Genomic DNA, 25,407 nt, shown 5'->3' with positions numbered 1-25,407 from the left:
GATATGGACGAACAAAAAGAAGCCACCCTCCAAATCTCTGGCATGACCTGTGCCGCCTGTGCGGCGCGGATCGAGAAAGGGTTGAAAAGGCTTGACGGCGTTCAGGACGCAAATGTGAACTTGGCGCTGGAAAAATCAAAAATCGTTTATGATCCGGGGCAAATCGAAGTCGGACAGCTGGCTGAGAAAGTCGAATCGCTCGGCTATCAAGTTCCAGCGGAAAAAGCCGAATTCGCAATTTCCGGCATGACGTGTGCGGCTTGCGCCAACCGGGTGGAAAAGCGCCTCAACAAGCTGCCGGGCGTCAAAAACGCCGCTGTCAACTTTGCCTTAGAGACTGCGGCAGTCGACTATCAGGCCGGTGCGGTTTCGCCGGAGGAAATGATCGAAGCCGTTGAAAAGCTCGGCTACAAGCTTGAGTTGAAAAAAGACCGAGCTGCGGATGGAGTGGCGGAACAAAGAGAAAAAGGCATTCATTGTCAAACCGGCAAATTTATTTTTTCAGCCATTTTATCGTTTCCGCTGCTCTGGGCAATGGTCAGCCATTTCAAATTCACGTCATTTATATGGCTGCCGGGGATGTTCATGGATCCCTGGGTTCAGTTCGCGTTGGCGACACCGGTTCAATTTATCGTCGGGAAACAGTTTTACACAGGGGCTTATAAAGCGCTGCGGAACAAAAGCGCCAACATGGATGTGCTGGTCGCTCTCGGCACGTCTGCCGCCTATTTCTACAGCTTATATTTAAGCATTGAAAGCCTCGGCACGAACCGGCATCCGGACGGCCTTTATTATGAAACAAGCGCCATCCTCTTAACTTTGATCATTTTAGGAAAGCTGTTTGAAGCGAAAGCGAAAGGGCGCTCATCCGAAGCAATCAAAAAGCTGATGGGGCTGCAGGCAAAGACAGCGACCGTCGTCAGGAACGGCGAAGAGATGACCGTGCCGATTGAAGATGTTTTGACAGGCGACATCATGTACGTGAAGCCAGGTGAAAAAGTACCGGCAGACGGAGAGATTGTCGAAGGGCGTTCTGCGCTGGATGAATCGATGATCACCGGTGAAAGCATCCCTGTTGACAAGACGGTTGGAGATCCGGTTATCGGTGCTACAATCAATAAAAATGGATTTTTAAAAGTAAGGGCAGAAAAAGTTGGCAAAGATACTGCGCTGGCGCAGATTATCAAAGTCGTGGAAGAGGCGCAAGGTTCAAAAGCGCCGATTCAGCGGCTTGCAGACCGGATTTCCGGGGTTTTTGTACCGATTGTCGTGGCGATCGCGGTCATCACATTTTTCGTCTGGTATTTGGCGGTTAGCCCCGGCGAATTCGGCACGGCGCTGGAAAAGCTGATTGCGGTGCTTGTGATCGCATGTCCGTGCGCGCTCGGTTTGGCAACACCGACATCGATCATGGCCGGATCGGGCCGTGCGGCTGAATTCGGAATTTTATTCAAAGGCGGCGAACATTTGGAGACGGCTCACCGCTTGGAGACGATCGTGCTTGACAAGACGGGGACGGTCACAAATGGAAAGCCTCAGCTCACAGATGTGCGCCCTGAACCATGGATCGATGAAACATCGTTTCTCAAGCTTATCGGTGCTGCGGAAAAAAGCTCTGAACATCCGCTTGCAGAAGCCATTGTCGAAGGCGTTAAAAAGAGAGAGATAGAACCGGCCTCAGCAGACAGCTTTGAAGCGATACCCGGCTATGGTATCGAAGCCGCAATCAGTGAAAAACGGATTTTGATCGGCACAAGACGGCTGATGGAAAGCCGTAATATTGACATTCAAGAGGCGCACAGCAAAATGGAAGAGCTCGAAACACAAGGAAAGACGGCGATGCTTGCCGCCATCGACGGTCGGTTTGCCGGGATGATCGCCGTCGCCGATACGATAAAAGACACGTCGAAAAGAGCGGTGAAAAGGCTGCATGATATGGGGCTTGAAGTCGTCATGATCACCGGGGACAACCGGCGGACGGCAGAAGCGATTGCTGCTGAAGCCGGCATTCAGCACGTCATCGCAGAAGTTCTGCCTGAAGGAAAAGCAGATGAAGTGAAGAAAATCCAGGCAAAAGGCAAAAAAGTTGCGATGGTCGGCGACGGCATCAATGATGCGCCGGCACTGGCGGCAGCCGATACCGGAATGGCGATCGGAACGGGGACTGACGTCGCCATGGAAGCCGCCGACATCACCTTGATCCGCGGCGATTTAAACAGCATCGCTGATGCGATCCTCATGAGCAGGCTGACGATCAAAAATATTAAACAAAACCTTTTTTGGGCGTTTGCCTACAACAGCATCGGCATTCCGTTCGCGGCTGTCGGGCTTTTGGTCCCGTGGATCGCAGGTGCCGCGATGGCGTTCAGTTCGGTCTCTGTCGTTCTGAATGCACTCAGGCTGCAAAAGGTGAAGCTTGATTGGAGGAATCCGTCTTGAAGGATAAAACAGTGCTCGTTTGGACGGTTTCGGCGGTTGTTTATGTAGGAATTGTCATGCTCGTATACAGTATATTGGCCGCTCAGGAACCGATACCCGATGAAAAGCCTCATGACGGTCATGTTTTAGAAGAGCATAGCAGATGATTTGCTAAAAAGCCGGATGTTAAAGAACATCCGGCTTTTTGTATTAGTATCTGTTATTGCTCATACACATCAAAATCTTTTCCTGAACGATTTCTTTCATGGCTTCTTTGGCGGGGGCCATATATTTTCTTGGGTCGCTTGCTTCGGTGTGTTCATGCAGATAACGGCGCAGTTTATCTGAAAAAGGAATTTTTAATTCAGTCGCGATATTTACTTTTGCACAGCCGAGCTTGATGCACTTTCTTACATCTTCTTGCGGAATTCCCGAGGCGCCGTGCAGGACGAGCGGAACTGAAACACGTTTTTGAATCGCGGCCAGCCGGTCAAAATCGATATTGGGCTCTTTTGAGTAAAGCCCGTGGGCTGTACCGATTGCCACCGCCAGCGAATCGATTCCGGTTTTCTCGACGAACTCTTTTGCTGCATCCGGATCGGTGTAATAAGCGTCGGCTTCATCCACGATTAAATCATCTTCCTGTCCGCCGAGCCTTCCGAGCTCGGCTTCTACAGTGGCATCTTTTTGCCGGGCATATTGTACGACGCTCGCTACAATTGCGGTATTTTCGGCAAATGGACGGTGCGAAGCATCAATCATCACAGATTTTGTCCCTAATGATAAAGACTCGCGAATATCATCAATCTCTTCATGATGATCGAGATGGAGGGCGACCGGGATTGAGCAGCGCGCTGCGGCCGTTTCTGCAATCGCTTGAATATAGTCGCGGCCTGCATAGCTAAAGGTTCCGGGAGTAGCCGCAAGAATCACGGGGGACCTTAAGGCTTCAGCCGCTTCTGTCACGGCTTGCACGGTTTCAAGGTTGTGTATGTTAAAGGCCGGCACCGCATAGCCGTTTGTTTGTGCGTCCAACAGCATTTTCTTCGTATTTGTCAGCATATCGATTCCTTCTTTCTGATCAAAATTAGGATATATATATCGAAAAGGTGTTCAGAATGTCGTCAGGACTCGAGGCTTCAAGCAGCTGCTGCCTCGCATCTTCGTGAACAAGCATGCGAGACATCGATGATAATAGATTAAGATGTGTGCTGCCTGCCTCGGCATCTGGTATTAATAAAGCAATAATAAATGTGACAGGGTTTTGATCAAGCGCGTTCCATTCGATTCCCGTCTGGTTTTGAATGATGATGACAGATGCTTCTGTGATGTCCTTCAGTTTTGCATGGGGAATGGCAAAGCCTTCAATGAAGCCGGTCGTACTTTCAGCCTCTCTTTGTGCCAATCCGTGAATGACCGCTTGTTTTGTTTTGGCGGCTCCCGATTCATATGCGATCTGAGCCACCCGGTCAAACGTTTCCGCTTGGGAAGATAACGTTTCTTGAAGATAGATGTGCTCTTTTTTGATTAAAGCTGCTGTGCCCATATTTGATCAGCCTTTCTGTTTTTCATATGTCCGTTTTTGGTAAAAGCCGTATAAGAAGGCGCCGATAAGCGATCCGATGATAATCGACAACACCCACTGAAAGGCTCCTGTGACAACGGGAAGTACAAGGAATCCGCCGTGCGGAGCAGGTACTTGAACTGCGAATGAGTATGTTAATATCGCCGATACCGAAGAGCCGATCATCAAAATCGGAATGACAGGGATCGGTTTTTTTGCGGCGAACGGGATAGCACCTTCGGTAATATGAGTGGCGCCGAGAATAAAATTGACAAGCCCTGCATTTCGGTCCTGCTGGCTGAAATATTTGCGGAAAAGCAAAGTGGCAAACGCAATGACGAGCGGCGGTGTGATGCACGCGGCGGAAACGCCTGCCATGAAATATTGGTTCCCTTCAGCGAGAAGAGCAGTGCCGGTGACATAAGCGGCTTTATTGACCGGTCCGCCCATGTCAAATGCGCTCATACAGCCGATAATCAAGCCGAGAATGACGGGGTTCGCCCCTTGAAAATCGGCTAAAAAGTCCTTCATCCCTTCATTGATGGCCGTCATCGGCTCGACGAGGAAAAACATGACCGCACCGATCAGAAAAATGCCGATAACCGGATATAGAAAAATTGCTTTTAGCCCTTCAAGGGACTGAGGCATTTTTTTAAGTGCATACGAGAGACCGTAAATGATCAGTCCCGCCAAAAAACCGGATACGATGCCGCCCAGAAAACCCGCTCCACCCGTGCTGGCGATCATGCCGCCGATAAAACCGACAATCAGGCCGGGGCGTTTGGCCATTGAATCGGCGATATAGGCGGATAAAATCGGAACCATCAGCTGGAAGCCGAAGGCACCAGTTTTATTCAGCAATTCGGCAAAAGCGTTGTAGCTTGGATGTTCAGGATCTGCTGAATGGATACCGAATAAAAAGGATAGTGCTATCAAAACCCCTCCGCCGACGACAAATGGGAGCATGTGGGAAACCCCGTTCATCAAATGTTTATATATTTTACGGCCGATGGAAGCGGCTTCGCCTGTTTGGGGTTCATCATCTGTTTTTGCCGTTGTTTGTCCGCGGTAAATCGGCGCTTCGCCGTTCATCAGCGCCTGAATTAAAGATTCCGCATCTCGGATGCCCCGCGCAACCGGGACGTCAAGGACGCGTTTGCCTGCAAAACGCTCGGCGCCTACATCCTTGTCAGCTGCGACAATGACTCCGTCGGCTTGTTTAATGTCTTCTGGTGATAGTTCGTTTTGAACGCCGATTTGTCCGTGTGTTTCGACTTTGATTTCTACACCCAGTTTGGCGGCGGCCTGTTTTAAGGCCTCTTCAGCCATAAATGTATGGGCAATTCCTGTTGGACAGCCGGTTGCCGCGATGATTTTGAACTTTTTCATAAGAAAACCCCCTTTATAAATGAGTGATTTGAATTTGTGAAGCGGTTTGATCGAGTTTGGACACATCTCCGAGTCCTTTCGAGAAAGCCGTCAAGGATCCGGCGGCAGAGGCGTGTCTGAGTGCTTCAGGAACAGAACAGCCGAGCTCCTGTTTTCCGACGAACACGGCAAGCATGGCATCGCCGGCACACGCTGTATTGACAACTTTGCCTTTCGCGGCGGTCGCTTTTAAGGTTCTTTGGCGGTCCAAATAAAGGGCACCGTCTTTGCCGCGGGAGATGAGAACCCTTTCAGCGCCGCGGTCGAGAAGCTCCTTTCCGTAATGGATGATGTCTTCTTCAGACAGCGCTTTCTTCCGGCTGAAAAAAGCGGCAAGCTCCTGTTCATTCGGTTTAATCAGGTAAGGATAGTATGAAAGACAATCTAATAGGACAGGAGAACTGATATCCAAGATCAATTTCAGTTTGTTTTCGGCGGCAATCTCGGAAAGCGAAAGGTAGATGTCATCGGGGACTCCTCTCGGAAGACTGCCTGAAACAAATAAAAAGCGGCCGGACGGAATTTGACGGATTTTGTTGAGCAGCTCCTGTGTTCGACCAACAGATATAAGCGGACCTTTGTTTACGATTTTGAATTCCCTGGTGGCATTAATAAAAATATTAATCCGTGAGATGCCTTCGACTTCGACAAAGTCTGTGACGATTTTTTCATTGAGCAGTTCATTTTCAATAAAACGCCCGGTAAATCCGCCTGTAAATCCAAGCGCGGTATTGTTAAGGCCGAGGCGCTTGAGCATAAAAGAAATATTGACACCCTTTCCGTTTGCCTGATAATCTTCATCTTTAGTGCGGTTGACGACATCGGGAAGCAGCTCGTCGGTTTCAACGAATAAGTCGACCGCGGTGTTCATCGTGCATGTATAAATCATGCTGTATCCCCCCTTTATCTGTGGCTTCACAGACATTATGTCACAGATAAAAGGGGGGATGTTTACAGGTTGTGTAAAGGTTTTCAGCTATGAGCGGTGCGGATGACGTATGAGTCAAGCATGATGCGGGAGAGGACTTGCAGAGGGAGGCGAGAGCGGACTTCATAATCGGGAAAAAATGATTGTTCACCTTTAAACCCGACCAGTACGATCTCTGATAATTTCGCAAGACGCGAATCGATCCTTGTTGTTAATGTAATGGTGGAAATGGCTTGCAATTTGAAATTTTGAGCGGCTTCAACAAGCTCTTCTGTCTCGCCGTTCAGGGAAACAAAAAGGCCGAGGTCTTTTTTGGCCAGTGTTTTTGACTTGCCTCTAATAATATTCGGGTCGCTGTGCATCTCGCAGTTTTTGCCGAGCAGCTGAAGCTTGATCGTCATCTCGGTCCCAATCATTTCCGACAATCCTCTTGCGAAAATGTAAACTTTTTCGGCATTGCTGATTTTTTGAATAGCATCTTCGATCAACCCGATATCAAGCATTTTAATCGTATCCAGAACTTCTCTTTCATTCTTTAGCACGGCCTGTTTAATTTGGCTGTCGATATCATCCATCAGCGGAGCGTGTCCGAGGTGGTGTTTTTCTTTTAATGCGTACTTAAAAGAAGTGTAGCCGTCATAACCGAGCTTTTTCATTAACCTGACAATCGTGGCTGTTGAAACATTTGCATCCTCGCTTAATTTTACAATTGATAAAGTGGCGATGACATCTAAGTGCTGATAAATGTACTCGAGCAAATGCCGTTCTGAATCGCTGAGCGACTGATATGTGTCAGAAGTCATTTGAAACACGCTGTCTTTCATATTAAAACCCCCTTTTATAGTCATATTGTATCAGTTTGGCAAGGGGGGAGGAGAAAAAATAAACGTTTCCGACATAACAATATCCGGCCCGAGAGCCGGATATTTCAAGTTAAGAAGCGATTTTTCTGCATGCTTCCGCACATGCAAAGCAGCTTTCAGCGCAAAGCTGGCAGTGGTCATGCTTGTGCAGGCTGCATTCATTGCCGCAAGCTTCACAAACCTTTGCGCATAGCTGGCAAATGTCTTCGGCATACGGGCTGTTGCGCGTCATTGCTTGAAGTGCGAATCCGCACATCTCTGCGCATTCCCGGTCAAGCCGGATGCATTCGGCCATCATCCCCGCGTCTTCTTCCATCAGACATTTGTCAAAGCAGTGATTGCAGGCTTCAAGACATTCCCGGCAGGCTTTGATGCATTCCTCATATACAGATTCCACGACATACACTCCTTTTTTCTGCGTTTTCCCTTTGTTGTACCCTGCTTTAAAAGCGGGAAAACATACGAAAAACTGCTGTACATCGTGTACAGCAGTTCGTCGGTTATTCGCCGAGACCTTGATGGATCCGGTCAAGGTTTTCTTTCATCATATTATAATAGGAATCACCCGCTTCACCGGGCTTTCCGATCGAATCGGTGAAGACTTTTGCTTTAATCGGCACGCCCGTTTCCGCTGACAGGCTTTCCATGCTTCGCGGGTCAACGCTTGTCTCCACGAATAAGGCCGGGACGTCCTTTTTCTTCACCGTGTCGACGATTTTTTTCATCTGACCGGGAGTCCCTTCATTTTCGGTATTGATTTCCCAAATATACTGCGCGTCGACGCCGTAGGCTGAAGCGAAATATTTAAAAGCTCCTTCGCTCGTCACAAGGACGCGGCGCTCTTTCGGTATATCTTTAAAGCGGTTCACCGCTTCATTATGAAGCTTTTGCAGCTTGCCGATATAGGCTTCCGCGTTTTTCTCGTAATCTTCTTTATGGTCGGGATCGTTTTTGATCAGCGCATCTCTTGCGTTTTTGGCATATTGAATCCCGTTTTCTATATCGAGCCATGCATGGGGATCTTCTTCCGTTTCTTTACCTTTAGCTGTGAGATGCTTTGGCTTGACCCCTTTGCTCAGCTTGTAGACAGGGGCGTCATCGCCGTCTTTTTCAGCTGTTTCCAGCAGCTTGTTAAACCAGCCGTTTCCTGTCTCCAAATTGAGGCCGTTGTAAAAGACGATATCGGCGTCCGTCGTTTTTTGCACGTCTTTAGGCAGCGGATCGTATTCGTGCGGGTCTGTTCCGACAGGTACAATGCTGTATAAATCGATGTGATCTCCTCCGACTTGTTTGACGATGTCATAGAGAATGGAGTAGGTGGTGACGACCTTTAGCTTTCCGTTTTCTTCACTGCTGCTTTTCGAGGAGCAGCCGGCGGCAAGAATAAGAATCAATGCCGCCGCAATAGCTAATGTTTGCTTCCATTTCATGTTTTGTTTTCCCCCTTTATATTGCGGTTATGATTGAAGTGCTGCCCGTTTTCTTCTTGATTTCAAAGCTCTCCAAAGCACGCCTTGTTTCGGTGAAAATGTAAAGGAAAGTCCGAACAAAATCGTAGCCACGAGCACGATCGCCGCTCCTGAGGAGAGGTTGTACGTATAGCTTAATCCAAGGCCGACGACCGCTGACAAAGCGCCGAGGAAAGCGGACAAATAGATCATCACCCACAGCCGGTCCGTTAATAAATAAGCGGTTGCGGCAGGCGTGATCAGCATCGCGACGACGAGGATAATGCCGACGGTCTGAAGCGATGCGACCGTGACCATCGTTAAAAGCGTCATTAAAAAGTAGTGAATCAGCCGGTTCGGCAAGCCGTAGACGGCCGCCATCGTCGGGTCGAAAGAGGTGATGAGCAGCTCTTTGTAAAACAAAAAGACGGCGGTAAGAATAATGACTCCGATGACGAGCGTGATCCACATGTCGGATGAACGAACGGCCAGCACATTTCCGAATAAGATGTGGTACAGATCGCTTGAGCTTTTGACAAGCGTAATCAAAATGATCCCGACGGCGAAAAAGGCCGTGAAGACGATACCGATGGCCGAATCGTTTTTAATCCGGCTGTTTTGGCTGACATAGCCGATTCCGAGAGCCGTCAGGATGCCCGTAAAGACGGCCCCGAAGAAAAAATTGACGCCGAGCATATAAGAGATGGCGACGCCGGGAAGGACCGCGTGTGAAATCGCATCTCCCATCAGCGCCATTCCCCTGAGAATGATAAAGCAGCCGATGACGCCGCAAATGATGCCCACCATAATCGATGTGAACAGCGATTTTTGCAGAAATGAATATTCCATCAAACCATGGATAAATTCCATCAGATCGCACCTCTTTTCGATTGCAGGAACGGAAGCTGAGATTCATAGGCTTTCATCATCACGTCGGGATTGAGGATGTCTGAGACAGGGCCTTTTTGAATCAGCTCTTTGTTCAGCAAAATTAATTCATTGAAGTAGCTGTCCGCTTTGCTCAAATCGTGATGGACGACAAGAACGGTCTCTCCTTGATCACGAAGTTCCTTTAAGATGCTGACGATCATTTCTTCGCTAGTCACATCAATTCCGACGAACGGTTCGTCAAGACAGAACAGCTCTGCTTTTTGGGCGAGCGCCCGGGCGAGAAAAACGCGCTGCTGCTGCCCGCCTGACAGTTCACCGATCTGGCGCTTGGCGTATGCTTCCATCCCGACTTTTTCTAGACAGTGATATGCCCAGTCTTTATCGCGTTTTTTCGGACGTCTGAAAAGGCCGAGTTCAGGATACGTACCGAGGATGACGGTGTCGAGGACATTGATCGGGAACGTCCAATCCATATCATTCCGCTGCGGAACATAGGCAATTTGCTTGCGTACATCTTTGAGCGGTTTTCCGAGCAGACGGACGTCGCCTTTATCCTTTGGAATCAATTGGAGCATGGCTTTTAACAGTGTTGATTTTCCTGCGCCGTTCGGTCCGATAACGCCCGCCATCATTCCTTGATCGAGCGAGAAATTGATATTACGGAGCGCTTCTGCGCCGTGATAAGAAACATATAAATCTTTTACAGTAATCGCGGGCTTCATAGGTTCATTGACCCCTTTCTATGTCTATATGAAAGTTAACCTGAATACAATATTTTTGTTACAGTAATATTTTATTGCCTTATGACATTTTTTTTACCTAATGCAACTTTTGATTGAATTCTAATATATCATTCCTAAGTTGTAAAGCGCTAAAATTGCTGAAAAACGGTAGAAGCCATGCAGATCAAGCTGCATGGCTTAAAAAAAATTTCTTCTGTGCCGGTTTATCGTTCAAATTGAAACGTATCGATTGCGACTTTTCCATTGAAGACAAAGTAGATGCGATGGGTACCTGCCGATTTTCGGACGGAAGCTTTTATCGTTTTCCAATTTTGCAATCCGGATGTGTCAGGAACTTTTAACGAGCCGATTTGCTTTCCTTTTTGAGGATGATCGAGGAAGATGCCGATTTCGCCGCCGCCTCTGCTTGCAACCTTTGCTTTTATCCTTTTTTCGCCTTTGAAGCGGACATCATGGAAGGCGATCCACGCGTTTGCTGTACTGCTTTTTACCGCATCGCCGCCGTATCTGGATTCTTCGGTGATGAGCACGCCTTTGTAGTCGTCGTAGTTTTCAGCTTTTGTCTGCCGCCGCAAGTTCCGTTCTCGAATCGTTTCACCTTGGACGAAAATCCGCTTTGTCTTGCGGATGTCCGCCGTCGAGCTCCCGACCGATATTTTGTATGCGCCTCTTTCAACGGCAAACGTTTCGCTCGTTACATCCCAGAAGGCAAGGTCTGTCTGTTTCAGCTTGAATGTCACGGTTTTCGTTTCTTTCGGTGCCAGTTCAACCCGATGAAAGTTTTTTAAGTCCAGATTGGGCTGGTTAACCCGCGTTTTAAACAGGGGAGAAGTATAGAGCTGAACGACCTCATCTCCTTTTCTTCCGCCTGTGTTGGTGACGTTGACGCGGATCGTGACGGAGCCGTCTTTTTTGATGCTGTCAGAGGAAACGCTTAAACCGCTGTAGCGGAACGCTGTATAGGATAACCCGTGGCCGAACGGATACAGCGGCTTGCCTTCGAAATATTTATAGGTTCTTTTCCCTTTGATGATATCGTAATTCATCATATCCGGCAGTTCTTTGACTGACGTGTGCCAAGTTTGCGTCAGCCGTCCGCCGGGATTTTCATCTCCAAAAAGAATGCCCGCCAATGCGCTTCCCGCCTCCTGGCCTCCGTGAGCGGAGTATATGATCGCAGGAATGTGCGCTTTAGCCCAGGTGAGAGCGAACGGATAGCTTTGAGAGCGGCCCCTCATAATACCGGTCAGCCTGCCCCCATTGCTCGACTTTCTCCGTCAAATCTTCGAGCACGCCCATGGCGGCGAATGAGGCATTGTCGACATTGTCAAGGAAAACGGCGTCAGGCATGGCATTGCCGGCTGCTCCGACAGACAATTGCTTTTTCACTTCATTAAAAGAAATGTACTCTGTTACAACTTTGTACCGGTCCTGAGACCGATTGTACTGTTCGACAAGTTCATGATAAAGCTCCTGCTGCTTACCGGTGAAGTAATCCCAGACTTTGATTTTTTCCGTATGCTTTGCGCCAGCATCGGTGCCGCTTTTGCAGCCTGCGGAAAAAACGAGAAGAAAGGCGAGACAGAGGACCATCAGACACGATTTTTTCAAAAACGTTCACTCCTTATGAAAAAAAGCTTGTTAGTTTAATAGCTAAACTAAGTATATTTTGGCATCGCTTCTAATATGCCAGCAGAGTTTCACAGGCGCGAAAGCAGGGTAAACGCGGAAACAGTCCGGTGCGTATGATAACAAAGATCGATTGACACATTTTTCGGATGAAGCATATAATAAGGGTAAATAATATATGCGTATATGCTCATATATAAAATAAAGCCCGGCGCTGAAAAAGAAAGGTGAGAGAGATGGAAAAGGTGAAGCAGGAATACATGTTAAACGGTCTCGACTGCGGCAATTGCGCACAAAAAATTGAGCATGAGATAGCCGGTATGAAAGGGATTGAAGCGTGTTCAGTCAATTTCGCAACAAGCACGCTGACTGTCAAAGTCGACCAAAACAGCGGTGAAGACATTCCTTCAAAAATAAAGAAAAAAGTAACCGAGATCGAACCGCACGTCAACGTCATGTTGAAGGAAGGGACAAAACAGGCTCCATCCGAAGGTGATGGCCGGTTTAAAAAAACGGTTGCAAGACTGGCTGCAGGCACCGTTCTCGGCGCGGCGGGCTTTCTGCTTCCCGGCGGTACCGCAGCTGAGTGGATTCTCTTTTTCCTTGCTTACCTCATCATCGGCGGTGATGTCGTATTAAGGGCCGTCAAAAACATCTTTCGCGGCCGGGTTTTTGATGAGCACTTTTTAATGACGATCGCCACTCTGGGTGCATTTATCATTCAGCAGTATCCCGAGGGTGTGGCGGTTATGCTGTTCTATCAAGTAGGCGAGCTGTTCCAGGGAGCCGCGGTCAGCCGCTCCAGGAAATCGATCAGCGATTTGATGGACATCCGCCCCGATTATGCCAATCTTCAAACGGAAGGCGGTACGGTCAAAGTATCTCCTGATGAGGTTAAAGCGGGCGATGTCATCATTGTCAAGCCAGGAGAGAAAGTCCCGCTTGACGGCAAAGTACGAGCGGGCAAATCGCTTGTCGATACGTCCGCATTAACCGGGGAATCCGTTCCGCGAGAAGCCGCGCCGGGCGAAGAGGTGCTGAGCGGATTTGTCAACAAAAACGGCGTGCTTGAAGTGAAAGTGGACAAAGAATACAGTGAATCAACCGTTTCAAAGATTCTTGACCTCGTCCAGAATGCCAGCAGCAGAAAAGCGAAAACAGAGAACTTTATCACCAAATTCGCCAAGTACTACACGCCTTTTGTTGTCATAGTCGCGCTTCTTCTCGCTTTTGTCCCGCCGCTGATCATTTCCGGAGCCGCGCTGTCGGATTGGGTGTACCGGGCCCTCGTCTTTTTGGTCATTTCTTGTCCGTGCGCCCTCGTCGTTTCCATTCCGCTCGGCTTTTTCGGCGGCATCGGAGCGGCGTCAAAAGCGGGTATACTTGTAAAAGGCGGCAATTATTTAGAAGCGCTCAATGATGTCAAATACGCCGTTTTTGACAAAACAGGCACTTTAACAAAAGGCAAATTTGCCGTTGTTAAGCTGTCGCCGGCAGGCCGTGTCAAAGAAGATGAACTGCTTGAATATGCGGCGCTTGCCGAACATTTCTCAGGCCATCCGATCGCCGAGTCGATCCGGGAAGCATACGGGAAGGAAGTCCAAGCGGATCGCATCAAGGATTACAGCGAGACGGCCGGCTTCGGCGTCAGAGCGGTTGTAGATGGAGCCGTCATGTTGGCCGGCAATGCCAAGCTCATGAAGAAATTCGGCATACAGTATCAAGAGGAAAGCGAAATCGGTACCGTTGTTTATGTAGCCGCCGGCGATACGTTTATCGGCTCGATTGTTATCGCAGACGAAATCAAAGAGGATGCCAAGCGTGCGATCTCTGCTTTGAAAAAAGCGGGGATTAAAAAAACGGTGATGCTGACGGGCGACGCGAAAGAAACCGGCGAGGCGGTCGGCGCGGAACTGTCCATTGATGAAGTGCATGCGGAGCTTCTTCCACAGCACAAGGTGGACCGCATTGAAGCATTTGACAAGCAAAAGCTTCCAAAAGAAAAGCTGCTTTTCGCAGGAGACGGCATCAACGATACGCCGGTCTTGGCGAGAGCGGATATCGGTGTTGCCATGGGAGGCCTCGGCTCTGATGCGGCAGTCGAAGCGGCTGATATTGTGATCATGACAGACCAGCCTTCAAAAATTGCGGAAGCCATCAGCATTGCCAAGCGGACGAGGGCGATAGTCTGGCAGAATATTATCTTTGCACTCGGCGTTAAAAGTGTTTTTCTCATCTTGGGTGCTTTTGGCATCGCGACGATGTGGGAAGCCGTCTTTTCAGACGTCGGTGTTACCCTTTTAGCGGTTTTAAATGCGATGAGGGTTTTAAAAGTGAAAGAAATGTAACTTTTTTACCACTTAATCAACTGGAAATTCCTTTTTTAGCATCTTCACGAATGCGGCTTGTCTTGTTAAAATGAAAGAGGTTATCAAACTGGCATACTAAAAAATAAAAATAATGAGGTGTCTAAGTGAAGAAGAAACAGCAGTCACCGATGAAATTTGCAGTGATTATGACAGTCGTGGTCGTTTTTCTGATCGGCGCACTTGTCGTACTCAACAATCAAACCCAAAATGCTTCGCAAACCTTTGATGACAAGCCTTCAACTGAAGGACAGCCGCTTCTTGGCAACAAAGATGCGACTGTAACGATCACAGAATTCGGGGATTACAAATGTCCAAGCTGCAAACAGTGGACTGAGACCGTCTTTCCGGATTTGAAAAAGGATTACATCGATAAAGATCAAGTTAATTTTTCATATATTAACTTCGTCAATGAACAGCACGGCAGAGGCTCTGAATTGAGCGCCCTCGCTTCCGAGCAAGTATGGAAGGAAGATCCGGCTTCATTCTGGAAATTCCATGAAGCACTGTACAAAGCGCAGCCTGACAATGACACGATGGAAAACGAGTGGGCGACACCGGCAAAATTGGCGGACATCACGGAAACGAATACGAAAATCAAACGCGATAAGCTCGTCAGCAGCTTAAATGACAAAACGTTCTCTGAGCAATTAAAAACGGACAATTCGCTCATCAGCAAATACAGTGTAGACTCGACGCCGACGATCTTTGTCAACGGCGTAAAAATCGATAAACCGTTTGATTATGACAAAATCAAAGAAACGATCGACAAAGAGCTGAAAGGCCAGTCTGATGAAAAATAAACTGCTCTTTCTGTACGGTGCCTGGATCGTCTCATTAACAGCGACGATAGGCAGCCTGTACTTCAGCGAAATCCGTAAATTCATTCCTTGCGAACTGTGCTGGTATCAGCGGATTATGATGTATCCGCTCGTGCTGATCCTTGGAATTGCAACATTCCAGGGCGATGCCCGGGTGAAAAAATACGTGCTGCCGATGGCGGTGATCGGCGCAGGCATTTCCCTGATGCATTACATGGAACAAAAAATTCCCGGATTCAACGGCATTAAACCGTGTGTCACAGGCGTGCCTTGCTCAGGGCAGTATATCAATTGGTTCGGTTTCATCACGATTCCGTTTCTCGCCCTTATCGCATTTATTTTGATTATCATTTTTATGTGCTTTCTCAAGGGGAAAGACGAGTAAAAGAGCATTGTCTGACAATGCTCTTTTTTTTACATGTTCAACAAAATGAATGCTATAATATTTGGAAATTATCAAATGGATAAGGAGGATGAGGATGGAATTTAAGATTCGTAAAATGAAAAAGAAAGACATCCGTCAAGTGCAGCAGATTGCCAAAACAAGCTGGAATCATACGTATGAAGGGATCATCCCTTTCGATATTCAAGAGAAATTCTTGCAGAAAGCGTACAATGATGAGAGAATGCAGCAGCGTTTGGAACACTCGTTAATGCTCGTTTCAGAAGCGGACGGAAAAATTGTCGGCTTTGCTAACTACTCCTTTGTCAGAGAAGGAGGAGAGGCTTATCTCGCTGCCATTTATTTAGCCCCGGAATACCAAGGAAAAGGCATCGGAACCGCATTATTGGAAGAGGGGATAAAACATTTGGATGGAGTAAAAAAGATCTTTGTAGAGGTTGAAACAGAAAACCGCACCGGAAAAAACTTTTACAAGGCGAAGGGTTTTGAGGATGTCTCCGAATATGATGAAGACTTTGAAGGGCATATCCTCAAAACGGTCCGAATGGCCTTGCGCGTATAATGCCCGCTTTCACTTCGTGAATTGGACATAGTAGTATAACAAAACCGCCATAATGAAGGCGATGGCTATTGTAAACAATTTATGTTTTGTCTTTTTCAGCATGCCGGGCCGCTCCTTTCCAAATGTTTTTCTTTCTCAATCACGGCTTTGATGAACGCCTCTTTTCCCTTTGTGTAGGAGGTGCGGTCATATGGAAAGCGCCGCGCCAAGGTTTTTTTCAATGTTTCATATTCTTGCCGCTCGGCGGAGTGCTTTCTTAAATAATTTCGGAATCTCAGCTGGTTTTTCCATTCTTCGCTTTGAAAAACGTATATGTGCAGATGGTGTGTGCCCGCCCTCCACATTCCTTTTCGAAAAAAGCGCCTGGCCGGGAAGGCTTCGTGAAATACGTGCTCATAACCGAGCTGTTCAAGCGGTTCGATCCACGCTGAAGCTTCGCTGAGACTGTTGACGCCGGCCATCAGATCGAGCACCGGTTTTGCCGCAAGGCCGGGAACAGAGGTGCTGCCGATATGTTCGATAGCGAGAACTTTTTTTCCGAGGACATCCGTGAGCCGCTGTTTTTCAGCTTCAAATTCCTGGGTCCACCCGGCTTTCGCTTTTTCGATGATGATCTCCTGTTCCATGTTTCCACCCCTTTTAAAATGTCTTTTTATATTATAAGATATTTTGATTCAGAGAGGGTTGATTTAAAGGTTGGAGAAGTTATAAAATCAAAAAGATTGAAGTTTAGTATGGAGGACACCTTAGATGGCTTGGGAAGTGTTGAGCATCATCGGCACCGTCGCTTTTGCGATCAGCGGAGCGATCGTTGCAATGGAAGAAGAGTATGATATTTTAGGAGTTTATATATTGGGGATTGTGACGGCGTTCGGCGGAGGGGCGATCAGAAACCTGCTCATCGGAGTTCCGGTGTCCGCCTTGTGGGAGCAGGGGAGCCTGTTTCTAATCGCTCTTGTTTCGATCACGATCGTTTTTTTGTTTCCGAAGCTCCTGTTAAAGCACTGGAGCATCTGGGGGAGCTTTTCAGATGCGATCGGTCTTGCCGCATTTGCGATACAGGGAGCGCTTTATGCCGTTCACATGAACCATCCGGTCAGCGCGGTGATCGTTGCGGCTGTCTTAACAGGAAGCGGCGGCGGAATGATTCGGGACCTTTTGGCCGGAAGAAAGCCGCTCGTGCTGAAAACCGAGATCTACGCCGTTTGGGCCGCTTTGGGCGGATTCATTATCGGCATGGGCTGGGCGGAGAAGCCGCTCACGCTGTATATCCTGTTTGCTATGCTGGTCGCATGCCGCGTATGTTCGTACATGTTTAACTGGAAGCTGCCGAATCGTTCGCTGCGGTCCCACAGCTGAATAGAAAAAAAGCCGATTTTTCGTTGATTGAAAAATCGGCTTTTCATATTGATTTGACCAAAGGTAATATGATAAGATGAAGTGTATTTCAACACAAAATTTAAAACATTATAGTATTATCCAATTTTATTTTATCATGAATCTTTTTTGATGTCAAATCTTTTTAGGGAGTGGTCAGCGTGCAGGAAAACGGTCAGGAATGGCTGGAAGAGGAAAAACGAATCCGGCTTGTTTTAAAGGAATTGGATCAGAAGCTTCATTCTCTAAAGGGAAAGACCGGCGGATTGAAGGAGGATATCATTGATTTACGGAAACACTTCTGGAGCGATGTCACTGTAAACTTAGCCGATGAAAATGAAGCGGTTGAAACATTTTTTAGCATTAAACAGCAGGCTGAGTTTTTGGCTGAAAGGGAAAGGAGCCATAAGCAGTTTTACAATGAGTTGAAAAACTTGTTAAAAGTGAAAGAATCGCCTTATTTCGGCCGCGTAGATTTTTTGGAGGATGGCGAAGAAAACGCTGAATCCGTCTACATCGGACTCGCCTCTTTAATGGACGAAAAAGAAGAGCGGTTTTTGATTTATGATTGGAGAGCGCCGATTTCCAGTCTGTTTTACAACTACGGTCCCGGTGCGGCTCAATACGAAGTTCCGGACGAGACAGTCAAGGGAACGATTGAGCTGAAAAGGCAATTTCTCTTCAAAAACGGCCGGCTGAAAGCGATGTTTAATACGGATATGGCAATTGGAGATGAAGTCCTTCAGGAAGTCCTGGGGCAGCAGGCAGATATTCAGATGAAAAGCATCGTCGCCACGATTCAAAAAGAACAGAATCAGATTATTCGCAACGAAAGGAGCCGCTTTTTAATTGTTCGGGGAGCGGCTGGCAGCGGAAAAACGTCGGCAGCATTGCAGCGGGCTGCGTATTTGCTGTACCGCGGCCGCGGGCAGATCGAGTCGAGCCAGATGCTGCTATTCTCTCCAAACCTGCTTTTTAACAGCTATGTCGCCCATGTTCTGCCTGAGCTCGGAGAGGAAAACATCCAGCAGACGACATTCCAGGAATTTGTGGCGCGCCGCCTTGGAAGGCAGGTTTCGTGCGAGACTCCGTTCGATCAGCTCGAATACTGTTTAACCGCTTCAGACGATGAGGAGCAGCGCATCCGGATGAAATCGATCGAATTGAAATCCAGTCTGGCCTTCAAAGGCATTATCGATGATTACGTCAAATGTTTAGCAAAAGGGCACCTGGATCTGGTGTTTAAACATATCGCCTTTCGCGGAAAAAGGATCATTACAAGCGATCAGGTGCGGGAATTTTTCGCGGCCCTTGATCATGCAGATACGCTGTCCAACCGGATTGAACAAACGGGAAAATGGCTGTTACAGCTGCTGAACAAATACGAACGCCAAGAAAGAAAAAAAGACTGGGTCATCGAGGAAAGCGAGCTGCTGGATAAAGAGGAATATTTAAAGGCCTACAAACGTCTTCAGGAAGAACAGCGCTTTACGGAGAATACGTTTGACGATTATGAAAGGGAACAAAACCTCCTTGCCGCTATCATTGCCGAAAGGGAGTTCAAGCCGCTCAAGCAAGCGGTAAAAGCGTTCGGCTTTATTGATTTTAAAGGAACGTACCTTCAGCTTTTTTCCGGGCGCTATACTCCGCAAACCCGCCCTGATGACTGGCAAAGCATTTGCACATTCACCCAGAAAAGCTTTCGTTTTGAGAAGCTGCCGTATGAAGATGCCGTCCCTTTTTTATATATGAAAAACCAGCTGACAGGCGGGAGAAAAAACACGGCAATCCGCCATTTATTCATTGATGAAGCCCAGGATTACACGCCTTTTCAGTTTGCTTTTTTGAAGAGCCTGTTTCCCGCGTGCAGCATCACAATGCTGGGAGACTTAAACCAGGCGATTCTTGCCCATGCCTATCACGATAAGACGCTCCTGTCGGGAGGCGTGTTTGAAGGCGAAAAAACGGAGATCATCACCTTGAAGCGCAGCTACAGGTCGACGAAAGAAATTGTTGAATTGACAAAACGCATCATTGAGGGAGGCGAAGAGATCGAAGCCTTTAACAGGAACGGCAAAAAACCGACTTTGACAATATCGGACGACCTTCATGCACACCATAAAAAGATGGCTTCCCTTATGAGCGCTCTTCAAAAAGAAGGACTTGAGACGATTGCAGTCATCTGTAAAACAGTCCGGGAATGCAGGGATGCGTACCGGCATCTTCTGCAGCATACAGAGCTTAAACTGATCGATAAAGAAACGAGAACGTTTCAAAAAGGCGTGATCGTCATTCCCGTCTATTTGGCGAAAGGGATCGAATTTGATGCCGTCGTCATTTATGACGCTTCTGAAAAACAATACAAAAAAGAAAGAGAGCGGACTCTGTTTTATACGGCGTGCACGAGGGCGATGCATGAGCTCCATCTCTTTTCCCTTGGAAAGGAAACGCATTTTTTAAACGGTGTTTCAAATGATATGTACACGAAAAGAGAGTGACGCTGTCACTCTCTTCAGCGTGTCGACAAACCCTCGCATTCGTTGTCAGGCCTGCGCGTCGGTGCTCACGAAAATAGGAGAAGGGTCGGCGGCTAATCGCCCAGGCGTCCTGCCTGAACGCCGCCGTCATCACCTCCTGTGAAAGTCCGCTCCGATGCTCGACCTTCCTAGACTGCAAGGGTTTTCAATCACGCTGAAGGGATGACAAAATCCCAAAACTAAGAGCCGTTTTGGGATTTTGTCAACAATCTGAAGAGAGTGACGCTGTCACTCTCTTCTTCCATCATATATATCAGTTCTGACATCCAGCACATTGTTGTTGATGGACACATGGTATTTGTCCTGCCATTCGATATTGGCATGTTCTTCTTCGTATCCCCAATAGATGTTTTTTCGTTCACCGGTGGCAACCGTTGTCAATTCCCCTCTGACGGAAGGGGAGTTCGTTCCCCCGCCTTTATTCACGCTATACAAATTCAGGTTGTATGCTTGATTCGGCGAAGCAGAAGACTGAATCCAATTTCCTTTCGGCAGATGATTCATCGAGTAAAAATGCGTATACACGATATATCCGATCGTAATGCCTGACGCAAGCAAAACAGCCAAAATGGCAAACAAGACGCTTCGGCACGGGGACTTCTTCTGCTCTTCTATTTCTCCGTCAATATAAAGCTCCAATTTGTCTCATTCCTTGATGAAAATTGTTTTTTTATAGTTTAAGGAAAAAATCGCATTCTGTCTATTTTGAAGCAGGGTTAGCCAAGAGCGCCGCCATTTCATCCATCACAAACCCGATTTCCTCCTTTGTATTGTAAAAATGCGGGGCTATTCTGATGACGTTGTTTCGCGCTGAGACGATGATATGCTTTTCACGCAAGAGAGCTTCCAGACGGCCCGCCTCTTCGGCATACACCGAGATCAGGCTTGTTCTGTTATGTACGGTCTCGGGGCCTGCAATCTTCAGGCCTTTTTCCGCCCCGTATTGCAAAGAGAATGCCGCGAGCTGCCGCAGGTAGGGCTCGATCCTGTCGGGCTCTGCTTCAAGCAGCAGCTTCAGTGCCGCGTCTGCCGCGTAAATGCTGATAAATGACGGTGTCCCCGACTCGAAGCGTGTCGCACCTTCCGCAAAGCATGAATCTAAGGCAAATGGTTTGTTCCTGCCGAACCAGCCGGCCGTCTTCGGCACAAATTGTCCGCAAAGTTCGCGTTTCATATACAAAAAAGCCGTTCCGGGAATGCCGAGCATGTACTTGCGCGTTCCCGCCGCAAGGATGTCGATATCCATGTCTTTGACATGAATCGGAATGTGTCCGGCGGTTTGATAGGCGTCGACAAATAAAAGCGACCCTTTTTGATGAACAATCTCGGCAATCTGTTTTACATCTTGTTTAAACCCGTTCCGATAGCCGGCATGGGGTACACAAGTCAAGAGCGTCTGATCGGTAACGTCTTTTTCGTATTGTTCCAAGTCAATCATCCCGTCTTCGCTTTGAATGATGATGAGGTGATCTTTGAAGCGGTCTTGCGCAAGCCAAATTTGGCCGACGGCAGGAAAATCGATATCCGTGAAGGCGATCTGCCTTCGGTGTGGTGGCTGCGGCAATGAAGCAGCGACAGCCGCCACTGCGTCAGATACTGACGGCAAAATGGCTATCTCTTCTTTTTCGGCGCCGATCAGCCGGGCAAATTTTTCCTTGGCTTCATCCATCTTGTCGAGATGCGCTTTCCAGTCTGCACCGGCTGTTAAAAGGCCGTTCTGATACTCATCAACCGCTTTGGCAACAGGCAGAGCCAACGCGCTGCCGGAGCATGCGGCAAGGTGAACATGACCAGACAATATCGGAAATAACGAACGGTAAGTGTGGAATGGATGCTTCATGATATCCCTCCTCATTAAAGCTTCGAGCGGGCCTGAAAAAATCCTCTTTTTCACAGTTGAAATTAAGCGGGCAGAAGCCTCTTTAAGCGAAAGAACAACCGCTGCAGCTGTTTGAAAACTGTCACATTTTCGGGAAGCTTTCTTCCGTCAGCATCAAAAGCTCCCATGCTCTGGTGAATCATTGTTCAGTGCGATTGCTTTCTTTCATCGTCTGATTTATGATTCAATTAAAGCAATTCAAACAGATGAAAAGGAGCCGAGAGGATGAAACATTACGGTGCAATAGAAGCAGGAGGCACAAAGTTTGTTTGTGCAGTTGGAACAGAAAAAGGAGAAATCATTGACAGGCTGACGATCCCGACGGAGACTCCTGAAGAGACTATTGGAAAACTGACTGATTTCTTCAGCAAGTATCAGCTCACATCAATGGGAGTGGGCTCTTTTGGACCTATATCCGTTGCAAAAGATAAAGAGGATTACGGATACATAACCAATACGCCGAAATTAGCCTGGAAGGGGTACCCGTTTATTCCCGAGTTGAAAAAAAGGCTCGGCATACCGGTTTCGTTTACGACTGATGTAAACGCTGCCGCGCTTGGCGAACTGACAAAAGGAGCGGCGCAAGGCTTGGAAAGCTGCTTGTATATTACAGTCGGTACAGGAATCGGAGCAGGAGCGATTGTCGGCGGCCGGCTCGTGCAGAGCACGCTCCATCCTGAAATGGGTCACCTTCTCATTAGACGGCATCCGCACGATACGTTTGAAGGAATCTGTCCGTATCACAAGGACTGCCTTGAAGGAATGGCATCGGGTCCGGCGCTTGAAAAGCGCTGGGGGAAAAAGGGCAATGATTTGGCTGAAAACGAGGAAGTTTGGGAGATTGAAGCCGACTACTTAGCGCAGGCTCTCATGCAATATATCTTGATCCTGTGCCCTGAAAAAATCATCATGGGCGGCGGTGTCATGAAGCAGCAGCAGCTGTTCCCGCTGATTCGCAAAAAGCTTGCCGAATATATGAACGGATATGTTGACCTGCCTGATCTTGAAGGATACATCGTGCCGCCGGGTCTCGGCGACGATCAGGGAATCACCGGTGCGCTCGCTTTGGCTTATGAAGCCGGTTGAGCAAGTTGTTTTGTAAAATCCACCCAGTGTGAGATAATAACAGCGGTGCGTTTAAAAGCATGAAAAAAAGAAAGGTGGTCGTTCAAAATGGTAAGCAGTTTAAAGGATACTGTGACATTACATAACGGTGTGAAAATGCCATGGTTCGGACTTGGAGTTTTCAAAGTGGAAGAAGGCAGCCAAGTTGTAGAATCTGTGAAAGCAGCCATTAAAAACGGATACCGGAGCATTGACACAGCCGCTATCTATCAAAACGAAGAAGGCGTCGGCAAAGGGATTAAAGAAGCAGGCGTTCCCCGCGAAGAGCTTTTCATCACGTCAAAGGTTTGGAACAGCGATCAGGGATATGAAAAAACATTGGCGGCTTTTGATGAAACCCTTCGAAAACTCGGCCTTGACTACCTTGATTTATATTTGATTCATTGGCCTGGAAAAGACAAATATAAAGATACGTGGCGCGCGCTTGAAAAGCTGTACAAAGACGGCAGAGTAAAAGCGATCGGCGTCAGCAACTTCAATGTGCACCATTTGGAAAGCTTATTGGAAGATGCGGAAATTAAACCGATGGTCAATCAGGTTGAGTTCCATCCGCGGCTGACTCAGGCTGAGCTCAGGGACTACTGCAAAAAGCAGGGCATTCAGGTGGAAGCATGGTCTCCGCTCATGCAGGGAAAACTCCTCGATGATCAAGTGCTGACTGACATCGCTAAAAAATACAACAAATCCGTCGCTCAAGTCATCCTGCGCTGGGATTTGCAAAATGAAGTCATTACCATTCCGAAGTCAATCAAAGAACACCGCATTATTGAAAATGCCGACATATTTGACTTTGAATTAACAGCGGAAGATATCGAAAAAATCAACGCTCTTAACAAAGATGAGCGCGTCGGTCCCGATCCTGACACAATGGTTCACGGATTCGAATAAGCATAAGAAAATCCCGGGTTCATAAAAACCCGGGATTTATTATTTTTCATGAATGGCCAAGCGGCCTTTCGCTTGTTTCCTTCTGCTGCCGTCGAGCCGTCCGCGGCGGTGCTGCTTAATAAAGAATGAGAGAATCAATCCGATTCCCGACAATGCGGCCGCGGTCATAAACGCCAGATTGACGCCGTGAATCATCGCTGTATCCGAAGACGGACCGGCAGGATCGGCCAGCGCACGCTGTGTCATGATGGTGATGAGAACAGCCGTCCCGATCGATCCGGACATCTGTCTCATCGTATTGTTCATGGCCGTTCCGTGAGGAATCAAATGGCGCGGGAGCTGGTTCAAGCCGGCTGTTGTAACAGGCATGAGCACCATCCCCATGCCGACCATCCGAATCGCATAGACGACAGACAAATACGCAAAAGGCGTCGTCTTTGTCAGATGGGTCAAGAGCAATGTGGTCACGAAGATCGCCGTCAAACCGGTGATGCTCAAGATCCGCGCGCCGATTTTGTCAAAAATTCTTCCGGTAATCGGAGACATCAGCCCCATCACGACAGCTCCCGGAAACAGCATCATTCCCGATTCCATCGCCGTGAAATGGCGCATATCCTGCATATACATCGGCACGATCGTCGCCGCTCCGATCATCGACATAAAGACGACCATCCCGATAATCGTCGCAAGTGTAAACATCGGATATTTAAATACCCTGAATTCCAAAATCGGTTCTTCCAAATGGAGCTGCCTCCAAATGAACCAAAACAGCGTAACGCTGCCGACCGCGAAGCCAGCCAGCACGTCCGCACCCGTCCAGCCCGCAACACCGGCGCTGCTGAAGGCGTACAAAATGCCGCCGAAGCCAAGTGAAGACAAGATGATGGAAGTAACATCCATCTTAGGTGACGTCTGTTCGGTGACATTTTTTAAAATAAAGTGTGCGGCAATCATGTCGATAACGGCAAACGGAAGCAACAGATAAAACAATACTTCCCAAGGGTAGCGGTCGACGATCCAGCCTGACAGGGTCGGTCCGACAGCGGGAGCGAAGGCAATCACAAGCCCGACCATTCCCATCGCTGATCCACGCTTTTCTTTTGGGAAAATCAATAAAAGCACTGTCTGCATCAATGGCATCATGATGCCCGCGCCGGCCGCCTGGACGACGCGTCCTGCAATCAGCGCCGGAAAGCTGAATGACAAGGCGCAGATCAGAGTCCCAGCCGTAAATAAAGACATTGCCGCCATGAACAGCTTTCTCGTCGTGAATTTTTCAATTAAAAAAGCCGTAACTGGAATCATGATCCCATTCACGAGCATAAAAACGGTCGTCAGCCATTGGGCAAGCCCCGGCGTAATGTTTAAGTCCCTCATGATCGGAGGCAAAGCCGTCGTCAATAGCGTCTGATTCAAAATGGCGATAAAAGTCCCCATAATCAAGACGGCAACAATCGGCAATTGATTTGTCTTATGCTGTGTTTCACTCATATTAAAACCTTCTTATTTATCATTTTTTATAACACTTTATGAAATA

25 protein-coding genes are annotated in these 25,407 nt (G+C 47.9%); 10 read left to right on the top strand and 15 right to left on the bottom strand.

The window, feature by feature from the left end; genetic code table 11:
- Positions 1–3 precede the first annotated feature (3 nt).
- Both QMZ64_RS14095 and QMZ64_RS14090 read left to right on the top strand, forming a co-directional pair.
- Positions 4–2,439 (top strand): heavy metal translocating P-type ATPase, encoded by a 2,436-nt coding sequence (locus QMZ64_RS14095; RefSeq protein WP_265625661.1) that lies wholly within the window; start codon positions 4–6, stop codon positions 2,437–2,439.
- Positions 2,436–2,585: a hypothetical protein gene (locus QMZ64_RS14090; protein ID WP_265625662.1), complete on the top strand. Its 150-nt coding sequence runs from the start codon at positions 2,436–2,438 to the stop codon at positions 2,583–2,585. The genes QMZ64_RS14095 and QMZ64_RS14090 overlap by 4 nt, the downstream gene beginning before the upstream one ends.
- A gap of 43 nt (positions 2,586–2,628) precedes the next feature.
- Here the strand turns inward: QMZ64_RS14090 and QMZ64_RS14085 are convergent, their stop codons facing one another.
- The 11 genes from QMZ64_RS14085 to QMZ64_RS14035 all read right to left on the bottom strand — a co-directional run bounded on the left by QMZ64_RS14085 (position 2,629) and on the right by QMZ64_RS14035 (position 11,894).
- Positions 2,629–3,480, bottom strand: a complete 852-nt coding sequence (locus QMZ64_RS14085) for a tagatose bisphosphate family class II aldolase (protein ID WP_265625663.1) — start codon at positions 3,478–3,480, stop codon at positions 2,629–2,631.
- 25 nt (positions 3,481–3,505) lie between these two features.
- Entirely contained in the window at positions 3,506–3,964 is a 459-nt protein-coding gene (locus tag QMZ64_RS14080) for a PTS sugar transporter subunit IIA (protein WP_265625664.1), read from the bottom strand.
- Between the two features lie 6 nt (positions 3,965–3,970).
- A complete protein-coding gene (locus QMZ64_RS14075) occupies positions 3,971–5,371 on the bottom strand; it encodes a PTS fructose transporter subunit IIC (protein WP_265625665.1) in 1,401 nt (466 codons plus the stop codon).
- Between the two features lie 13 nt (positions 5,372–5,384).
- Entirely contained in the window at positions 5,385–6,299 is a 915-nt protein-coding gene (pfkB, locus tag QMZ64_RS14070; protein WP_265625666.1) for a 1-phosphofructokinase, read from the bottom strand.
- 83 nt (positions 6,300–6,382) lie between these two features.
- Positions 6,383–7,162, bottom strand: a complete 780-nt coding sequence (locus tag QMZ64_RS14065) for a MurR/RpiR family transcriptional regulator (RefSeq protein WP_003185233.1) — start codon at positions 7,160–7,162, stop codon at positions 6,383–6,385.
- Positions 7,163–7,271: 109 nt separating this feature from the next.
- Positions 7,272–7,598 (bottom strand): four-helix bundle copper-binding protein, encoded by a 327-nt coding sequence (locus QMZ64_RS14060; protein ID WP_065644319.1) that lies wholly within the window; start codon positions 7,596–7,598, stop codon positions 7,272–7,274.
- 103 nt (positions 7,599–7,701) lie between these two features.
- Complete coding sequence (locus QMZ64_RS14055) at positions 7,702–8,631, bottom strand: metal ABC transporter substrate-binding protein (RefSeq protein WP_265625667.1); 930 nt, start codon at positions 8,629–8,631, stop codon at positions 7,702–7,704.
- A 27-nt stretch (positions 8,632–8,658) separates the two neighbouring features.
- Positions 8,659–9,519, bottom strand: coding sequence for a metal ABC transporter permease (locus QMZ64_RS14050; protein WP_075751382.1), 861 nt, complete (start codon positions 9,517–9,519; stop codon positions 8,659–8,661).
- Positions 9,519–10,262 (bottom strand): metal ABC transporter ATP-binding protein, encoded by a 744-nt coding sequence (locus QMZ64_RS14045; RefSeq protein WP_265625668.1) that lies wholly within the window; start codon positions 10,260–10,262, stop codon positions 9,519–9,521. Before QMZ64_RS14045 ends, QMZ64_RS14050 begins: the two co-directional genes overlap by 1 nt.
- A 224-nt stretch (positions 10,263–10,486) precedes the next feature.
- A complete protein-coding gene (locus tag QMZ64_RS14040; protein ID WP_301441388.1) occupies positions 10,487–11,521 on the bottom strand; it encodes a glycoside hydrolase family 3 protein in 1,035 nt (344 codons plus the stop codon).
- Positions 11,475–11,894, bottom strand: a complete 420-nt coding sequence (locus QMZ64_RS14035) for an ABC transporter substrate-binding protein (RefSeq protein WP_301441387.1) — start codon at positions 11,892–11,894, stop codon at positions 11,475–11,477. The genes QMZ64_RS14040 and QMZ64_RS14035 overlap by 47 nt, the downstream gene beginning before the upstream one ends.
- A 254-nt stretch (positions 11,895–12,148) precedes the next feature.
- On the opposite strand from QMZ64_RS14035, the gene QMZ64_RS14030 reads away from it, so the two are divergent.
- The 4 genes from QMZ64_RS14030 to QMZ64_RS14015 all read left to right on the top strand — a co-directional run bounded on the left by QMZ64_RS14030 (position 12,149) and on the right by QMZ64_RS14015 (position 16,064).
- A complete protein-coding gene (locus QMZ64_RS14030) occupies positions 12,149–14,260 on the top strand; it encodes a heavy metal translocating P-type ATPase (RefSeq protein WP_301441386.1) in 2,112 nt (703 codons plus the stop codon).
- 125 nt (positions 14,261–14,385) lie between these two features.
- Positions 14,386–15,081 (top strand): DsbA family protein, encoded by a 696-nt coding sequence (locus tag QMZ64_RS14025; RefSeq protein ID WP_265625671.1) that lies wholly within the window; start codon positions 14,386–14,388, stop codon positions 15,079–15,081.
- Positions 15,071–15,484, top strand: coding sequence for a disulfide oxidoreductase (locus QMZ64_RS14020; protein ID WP_265625672.1), 414 nt, complete (start codon positions 15,071–15,073; stop codon positions 15,482–15,484). Before QMZ64_RS14025 ends, QMZ64_RS14020 begins: the two co-directional genes overlap by 11 nt.
- Before the next feature lie 94 nt (positions 15,485–15,578).
- Positions 15,579–16,064: a GNAT family N-acetyltransferase gene (locus QMZ64_RS14015; protein ID WP_265625673.1), complete on the top strand. Its 486-nt coding sequence runs from the start codon at positions 15,579–15,581 to the stop codon at positions 16,062–16,064.
- 95 nt (positions 16,065–16,159) lie between these two features.
- Here the strand turns inward: QMZ64_RS14015 and QMZ64_RS14010 are convergent, their stop codons facing one another.
- Entirely contained in the window at positions 16,160–16,690 is a 531-nt protein-coding gene (locus QMZ64_RS14010) for a GrpB family protein (RefSeq protein ID WP_265625674.1), read from the bottom strand.
- Between the two features lie 124 nt (positions 16,691–16,814).
- Here QMZ64_RS14010 and QMZ64_RS14005 point away from each other — a divergent pair, with 124 nt between their 5' ends.
- Together QMZ64_RS14005 and helD are read left to right on the top strand one after the other, a co-directional pair.
- A complete protein-coding gene (locus QMZ64_RS14005; protein WP_243942172.1) occupies positions 16,815–17,423 on the top strand; it encodes a trimeric intracellular cation channel family protein in 609 nt (202 codons plus the stop codon).
- A 179-nt stretch (positions 17,424–17,602) separates the two neighbouring features.
- Entirely contained in the window at positions 17,603–19,939 is a 2,337-nt protein-coding gene (gene helD / locus QMZ64_RS14000) for an RNA polymerase recycling motor HelD (RefSeq protein ID WP_265625675.1), read from the top strand.
- A gap of 267 nt (positions 19,940–20,206) precedes the next feature.
- Here the strand turns inward: helD and QMZ64_RS13995 are convergent, their stop codons facing one another.
- Together QMZ64_RS13995 and QMZ64_RS13990 are read right to left on the bottom strand one after the other, a co-directional pair.
- Positions 20,207–20,617 carry a DUF5412 domain-containing protein gene (locus QMZ64_RS13995; protein WP_265625676.1) on the bottom strand — a complete coding sequence of 137 codons (411 nt, stop codon included), beginning with the start codon at positions 20,615–20,617 and terminating at the stop codon, positions 20,207–20,209.
- A gap of 61 nt (positions 20,618–20,678) precedes the next feature.
- Positions 20,679–21,818 carry an aminotransferase class V-fold PLP-dependent enzyme gene (locus tag QMZ64_RS13990; RefSeq protein WP_265625677.1) on the bottom strand — a complete coding sequence of 380 codons (1,140 nt, stop codon included), beginning with the start codon at positions 21,816–21,818 and terminating at the stop codon, positions 20,679–20,681.
- 264 nt (positions 21,819–22,082) lie between these two features.
- Between QMZ64_RS13990 and QMZ64_RS13985 the strand changes: the two genes are divergently transcribed.
- Both QMZ64_RS13985 and QMZ64_RS13980 read left to right on the top strand, forming a co-directional pair.
- The gene (locus QMZ64_RS13985) at positions 22,083–22,943 is read left to right on the top strand and encodes an ROK family protein (protein ID WP_020452932.1); all 861 of its coding nucleotides are present in this window, start codon (positions 22,083–22,085) and stop codon (positions 22,941–22,943) included.
- An 87-nt stretch (positions 22,944–23,030) separates the two neighbouring features.
- The gene (locus QMZ64_RS13980; RefSeq protein ID WP_020452931.1) at positions 23,031–23,870 is read left to right on the top strand and encodes an aldo/keto reductase; all 840 of its coding nucleotides are present in this window, start codon (positions 23,031–23,033) and stop codon (positions 23,868–23,870) included.
- Positions 23,871–23,909: 39 nt separating this feature from the next.
- Here QMZ64_RS13980 and QMZ64_RS13975 read toward each other — a convergent pair whose 3' ends face one another.
- Entirely contained in the window at positions 23,910–25,361 is a 1,452-nt protein-coding gene (locus tag QMZ64_RS13975) for an MDR family MFS transporter (protein WP_265625678.1), read from the bottom strand.
- Positions 25,362–25,407: the final 46 nt, after the last annotated feature.

Source organism: Bacillus sp. LB7 (genome assembly GCF_030449715.1).
Taxonomy (GTDB): domain Bacteria; phylum Bacillota; class Bacilli; order Bacillales; family Bacillaceae; genus Bacillus; species Bacillus paralicheniformis.
This window is presented reverse-complemented; position numbering and strand designations above follow the sequence as displayed.